Source organism: Peptoniphilus timonensis JC401, from assembly GCF_000312025.1.
Taxonomy (GTDB): domain Bacteria; phylum Bacillota; class Clostridia; order Tissierellales; family Peptoniphilaceae; genus Peptoniphilus_A; species Peptoniphilus_A timonensis.
Genome location: NZ_HE978594.1, coordinates 225,883 through 231,882, shown reverse-complemented (window position 1 = coordinate 231,882; position 6,000 = coordinate 225,883). Strand labels below are relative to the sequence as shown.

At 29.2% G+C, this 6,000-nt stretch carries 5 protein-coding genes and 1 pseudogene; all 6 read left to right on the top strand.

All coding sequences use genetic code 11. The annotated features are described in order from the left end of the window. A partial coding sequence (locus HGPT_RS04860; protein ID WP_040542569.1) for a hypothetical protein occupies positions 1-313 on the top strand: 313 nt, incomplete at its 5' end. 757 nt (positions 314-1,070) lie between these two features. Continuing rightward, positions 1,071-1,322, top strand: a pseudogene (locus HGPT_RS04845) (TraM recognition domain-containing protein); the annotation flags it as partial. Positions 1,323-2,379: 1,057 nt separating this feature from the next. Then, positions 2,380-2,694: a hypothetical protein gene (locus HGPT_RS04830; RefSeq protein WP_019138723.1), complete on the top strand. Its 315-nt coding sequence runs from the start codon at positions 2,380-2,382 to the stop codon at positions 2,692-2,694. A gap of 169 nt (positions 2,695-2,863) precedes the next feature. Beyond that, entirely contained in the window at positions 2,864-3,619 is a 756-nt protein-coding gene (locus HGPT_RS04825; protein ID WP_019138722.1) for a hypothetical protein, read from the top strand. Beyond that, positions 3,603-5,117, top strand: a complete 1,515-nt coding sequence (locus HGPT_RS04820; protein WP_019138721.1) for a hypothetical protein — start codon at positions 3,603-3,605, stop codon at positions 5,115-5,117. Before HGPT_RS04825 ends, HGPT_RS04820 begins: the two co-directional genes overlap by 17 nt. Beyond that, positions 5,098-5,775 (top strand): ATP-binding cassette domain-containing protein, encoded by a 678-nt coding sequence (locus HGPT_RS04815; protein WP_019138720.1) that lies wholly within the window; start codon positions 5,098-5,100, stop codon positions 5,773-5,775. Before HGPT_RS04820 ends, HGPT_RS04815 begins: the two co-directional genes overlap by 20 nt. Positions 5,776-6,000 lie beyond the last annotated feature (225 nt).

The window sequence follows — 6,000 nt, the reverse complement described above, 5'->3', positions numbered from 1 at the left end:
TTCTGCTTTAGGTGCTTATATTTGTTCTGTTTTGGGAATTACTGGTGCGCCTGCGACAGTTGCTTCGGTTGCAGTTGGGGCTGCTGTTGGTTTAGGGTGGAATTGGTTAAAAAGTATAGACCGTTCTAATATGTATGATTGTTTTAAGGGTATGAGCAAAAACCAATACATGAAAGTACAGTTTATGTGGTCTGGAAATATGGTAAATAAATTCTATACTACTGTTTCTAAGGGCAGATCTATCTCCAACCCATTCCCGGGAACCTATGGCGATTGGTATAAAAATGATTTTGGTTATCTTTATAGCTACTAAACTTTAAAATCATAAAGTAAAAAATTAGGGCAACAGCAAAAATGTTGTTGCCCTAATTTTTGAAAATCATAGAGGAGGAAACATGAAAAAAATTATACATTTACTTTTTTTATGCTTAATTTCAGTATTTGTTTTTTTCTGTATTGAATATGTTGTATATAAATTCTTTATTCTCCACAATCCATTATATATAGTTACATTTATATTGTTTTTGGTTGTGTTTTATTTGGATATTCATTTGTTGAATAAAATGAATTTTCCATATAAGATAATTTCCCCAACGATTGCGTTAATAACAGTATTTTTAGGTTTGGCACTTTTGAAGTTTTTGCTACCTATTTTGAAATAAATATCGGTTAAAATTAGGCTGAGGAAAGGAGGAATTTCTATGACTTGCACATAAGAATACAAGGAGCATATCGAGTACACATTCCATGCTTTTTGTAAAGCCGTTATCCGAAACGCCGAGTACAACGCTTTGTGGACATGGTGCAGGAAATGCCAAAGAGAAATATCCCTTGAATACCTCACAGAAGAAAAGTTTTATCTATTCAGTACCGAAGATAACTATTTTAGCTGAGAATATCCGTTTACTATCTGCGGCGATATGGTCAATCTCTATGACAGGCTGCTTTTTTACACCCATTTTTTGGCATTTTCTTTTTCTGACTTTATTAGAAAACAAAGGGGAAAGTTTTGAAAGTCTCCGTCAATTTCGACTTTTCAGGTGTTGTAGGGAGTAAGGAATACTTTTCCCTTATGTTATAAGGCTGATGATGTGTATGGTGGAAGACTTCCAGTTCATGTTAGATGTTTGCTTGATGAGTTTGCCAATATAGGTTTAATTCCTAAATTTGAAAAATTGATTGCAACAATTCGTTCAAGAGAAATATCAGCAAGTATAATACTGCAAGCACAATCTAAATTAAAAGCAATCTATAAAGACCATGCAGATACAATAGTCGGTAACTGTGACTTAACACTCAAAGAAATAACAACAGTAAAAGAATTTATCTAATACCCAAATTTTATGAAAATTACAGATGATTGTGTATATTTAAAGAAAATGTGGTGAGTCGTGAAAAGAAGAAAAGTTAGAATCAAGCTTTTTATTTTATTTATTGTTTTATCAATAATGTGTTTTCCAATAAAATATCATTATAAAGACGGAGGATCAATTTCATATAAAGCTATTTTATACTCATATACAAAATATCACAAATTGGAAGATGATGGTTCGTATTTTATAGATACTGAATTTTTAATTTTCCCATTTAATTTTTTAAAATAAAAGAGGAGATGATTATTATTATGAAGATAAGAAATTTAAAAGTTGTATTTATAGCCATTTTAGTTATGTGAGGTGGAATAAAATTGAGAAATTTATAATAAATTAGAAGAGATGAAATGCTTGAATACCTAAATCATCTAAAAAATTCATACAGATGATGAAAGTAGGATTGCATTTGGCAAGATTGAAACAACCCTAACCGAGAAAAATATGGATTAGTTTGGGAGAACACGAAGAAGAAGTAAATAAAAGTAAAAGAGAAGAATTATGTAAAACAAAAAATAATCGTTGACAAATAAAGATGATTATGATAAAATAGTATATGACAACCTAAAATAATTAAACTTAAAGAATATAAAAAAGCCATTGAGATTATTCCAACATATATTGGAAAAATAGGAATATCAAGGATAAGAATGAATAAAATAGAGACGGAAAAGACTCCACATACATTAAATACAGCAAATGATATAGCCGATACTTTAGGCATTTGCATGTATCAGGTTTTTGATTTAGATGGTAAGGGACTATAAAAGTTTAAATTGTAATTGTGGTAATTATTAGCAAAAATCATTGATAATTAAAGATGTGTATTAAAATAAAGGGAGGTTTAAGTATGAGCAATTATATGAATCCTCAAAGGTATAAGAACGGTGATTGAGTTATCTTTGAGTTGGTTGTGAGGAATTTTAGTTTTACGATATCCAATCAACTAACTAATTATATGATGTAAAAATAAAATTCGTGAGAGATAATAAAGCAAGGAGGGCTTCAATTGAAAAAGATTAAGACTTTATTAGCAGTGTTTGCTATATTTATATTTGGCTCAATGATGGTTTATGCTGGAACAACTTATGAAGGCTATAACACAACAGTAGGTAGACTTAACGGAAATGGTTATACTGCGTATCAAACAAAATATATTGGTGGTGCAAATGGTGACTTGAGTTCTGATTATGTTGGTTCGGATTATGTTGTTGATGCAAGAATGCAAGAAGATGATGGAACCGCAGGTTCTTGGACAAGAGATGTAGATGATAATTCTTATTACGACTTGGACGGACATATTGATCACAAATATGGGGATTAAGTAAGAGTTCAGTTCTCAAATGACTGGAATACAACTGTTGATGTTCAAGTTGGTGGATCTTGGAGGAGTAATTAATATCGAATTTAACATTTCTTATAACACAAGCAGCATGTTATAGGAGACTATTGCATAATAGTCTCCTATTTTAAGTGAAAGAAAGGAAGTAATTATGAGATTATATTTAAGCTCGATGAGAAAACAAGCTATTCCTGCTTTCGCAGTAGGTATAATTTATGCAGTCGTTTTAATGACACTTATAGTAATATATAACTCAAATAGTATGATATATTATCAAATTAGTCCATATTCATATGCATCAGAACCAATCGATTTCTTTTTTGGATTGATTGTAAGTATACCATTTTCTATTTATACGTTTTTTATGAAAAAGGATAATTTTTTAGAATATGTTCACGTCCGTATTTCCAGGAAAAAATATATACTTATTCACATCTTGTCAACGATGGCAGTATGTTTTCTAATGGTATTTATAGTAAATATAATAGGAGTGGTTTTCTCATGTAATATCGCAGATCTTGTTGAAACTGGCAACAAGCCAACCTTAGCAAACTATATTTTTGGTGAATTACAGATGTACAACCCAATCGCCTTTGGGATTTTGTGGTCATTACAAAAAGCATTAATTGGAACAATTATTTGCTTGTTTGGACAGATAACGGCGCTGTATATTGAGAATCTATTTCTTGCATTGATAGCACCGTTTGCATATATTATTGTAGAAAATTTCATCACATCTATACTTGGCTTATCAAGGTTCAGTATAACTACAACATTTGTTTTGAATAGATTGAAGCCTAGGTCTATGACAATTACCAATATTACGATAGGAAGTATATGTTTTATACTTATAATTGCAATTATTGGAACTGTTTTAAGGAGTAGATTTAATGGGGAGAAAGTGTAAGAGGATTTTTGTTGAAAACAGGACGTTACTACTTATAAATTTTGGTGTTTTATGCTTCTTATGCGGCAGCATAATAAGAAAATATAGAAAAGTGGATATGGGAATATGGGGTTATATGCTCTCGATTCTGACAAATCATTATTATATTTTATACTGTGTATTTCCAATTTTACTAATCATAATTGCAAGGCATATTAGAAACGTTAATGATATTGAGATGATAAGATATAGAAATGCTTTCCAGCAAATAAAAATGTCTACAAAGTCTTTTATTCAATGGCTGATGGCATATATGGTATTACATTTAGTTATTACGTTTGTGATTGGAATAAGAACGTTTGACTTGTCAATCCATACTCAAAATATAAAGGTAGAAACATATGACGAATTAATTAACATTTTAAATACTTATATTGAATATTTTAGTAATTCGTTGTTTGCTGTAATTTCGAATGTGGTGTATTTTCTATTTGGATTTACAGTATTGATATCATTACTTTCGTATATTAATTATAGATATAAATATAGAAATGTAATATTGTCATCGGTACTTATTTATATATTGACATTTATTGGTTTTAAGACAGAATTAAAAGCAATTATTCCGATAGTTTGCTTTGACAATTTTATCTTGCTGCACCATGGATTATTCGTAAATGGATCCGCAAAGTTTCTACTAACTATTCTATTTGGAGTATTGGTAATCCAATTTTGTTTTGGAAGAATGTTCAAAGTTAACAAATATGGTTTTAAAGAATTCATTATTTCAAAAAAGGAAAAATATATATCAGCTTTAGTAGTATTAGTATTGTTTTTGTTAGAGCTACTTAGAAAAATAGGAAATGTGGATTTTAATTTCAAGGATGTTATTATTATGACATTGTTTGGAACTAATGAAAAATACGTGTCATTTATTCCTTGGTTAAGAATTACTATTTTGTATTTGATACCACTATTTTTTATAGGAATAGCTGATAGTAGAATAAAAAAATATGGACAGGCACCAATATTGATTCGAACAAAAAGCAAGTTGAGCTTTGAACACAAACTTATAGGAGTATATATGAATTATATCTTTCTATATACACTTTTTGTGTATGCATTAGGTAGTGTGTTCTATTTTATGGGTGGAGCAGGTACTCTTAGCAATGAATATTTTATAAGTGAATTCAATATAAAATTTACATACGGAATTTTGAGTATGTATTTTGTAATTTTCCTTGTAAATTTAACTTTTGATTTTGTGATTTTTAAAATTTTATGTAAATTTGCTAATGGAATAGTATCTTTTTTAGCAATCCTATTTTTTAAGTTTTTTTTCTTCATGCTACCAACTTTTAATCTATTTGATTTAAATTTTGGACTATCTAATTTATTTGATGGAATTAACAATAAAAATGAACTTGTAATAAAAGTTGCTACCATATGTGTTTTGAATGTTATTTTCTTTGCTATTATTAATATGAGGAGGATAAGACATGGGAATTATCAAGATTAAAAATATAAACAAAAAATTCAAACAAAATGTTCTTTATGAAAATGCCAGTTTAGAAATTGAAGCTGGGAAAACTATTGGAATTGTAGGCGGTAACGGGACAGGTAAAAGTGTTTTATTTAAAATGATTACCGGTTTAGAGTTTGTTGATGATGGAGAGATCTATGTTAGAGATAAGAAAGTAGGAAAAGACTTGGATTTCCCCCGAAATGTGGGGCTATTTGTAAATCAACCTGGATACATTGACTTTTATGATGGATTTACAAATCTAAAGTTATTAGCAGATATTCAAGGAAAGATTGATGACAGCACAATTAAAGAATATATGAAACGTGTTGGACTAGATCCTGATAATAGGTCACGAGTAAAAACTTATTCTTCAGGAATGAAACAAAAACTAGGAATTGCTCAAGCGATTATGGAAAATCAGGATATTATTTTGTTAGATGAGCCATTCAATGCCCTAGATTTTCAAACAAATGTTGATGTGCTAAAAATATTATCGGCTTTAAAAAATGAAGGGAAGACTATATTGTTAACTTCACATCAACACGAATATTTGGAAAAAATATGTGATGAAATATATATGATTTTGGATAAAAAATTTGTGTTATTTACCGATGAACTCAAAAAGTCTTATTTTTCAGTTTTTGAGAAGTGAGAAATTTTGTGGATTGATGGTGGTAATATACATGCTAAAATAAGCAATTTGAGTAATTACAGTTTAAAGATTAGGTGCAAAGCAATTGAGTGAGAACTTGATTGCTTTTGTTATTTAAAAAGCTAGAATGAGGAAATGACAATTTAAAAATTTGAAAAATTGATGGAACAATTTGATAAAAAAGACAAAAGAAAAAATGCATAAACAGAGTAAAGCAACTTAATT

Bases quoted from the DNA above. Each gene is read 5' to 3' on its own strand.
- HGPT_RS04825 (WP_019138722.1), top strand. From the start codon at position 2,864: ATGAGATTATATTTAAGCTCGATGAGAAAACAAGCTATTCCTGCTTTC.
- HGPT_RS04820 (WP_019138721.1), top strand. From the start codon at position 3,603: ATGGGGAGAAAGTGTAAGAGGATTTTTGTTGAAAACAGGACGTTACTA.
- HGPT_RS04815 (WP_019138720.1), top strand. From the start codon at position 5,098: ATGGGAATTATCAAGATTAAAAATATAAACAAAAAATTCAAACAAAAT.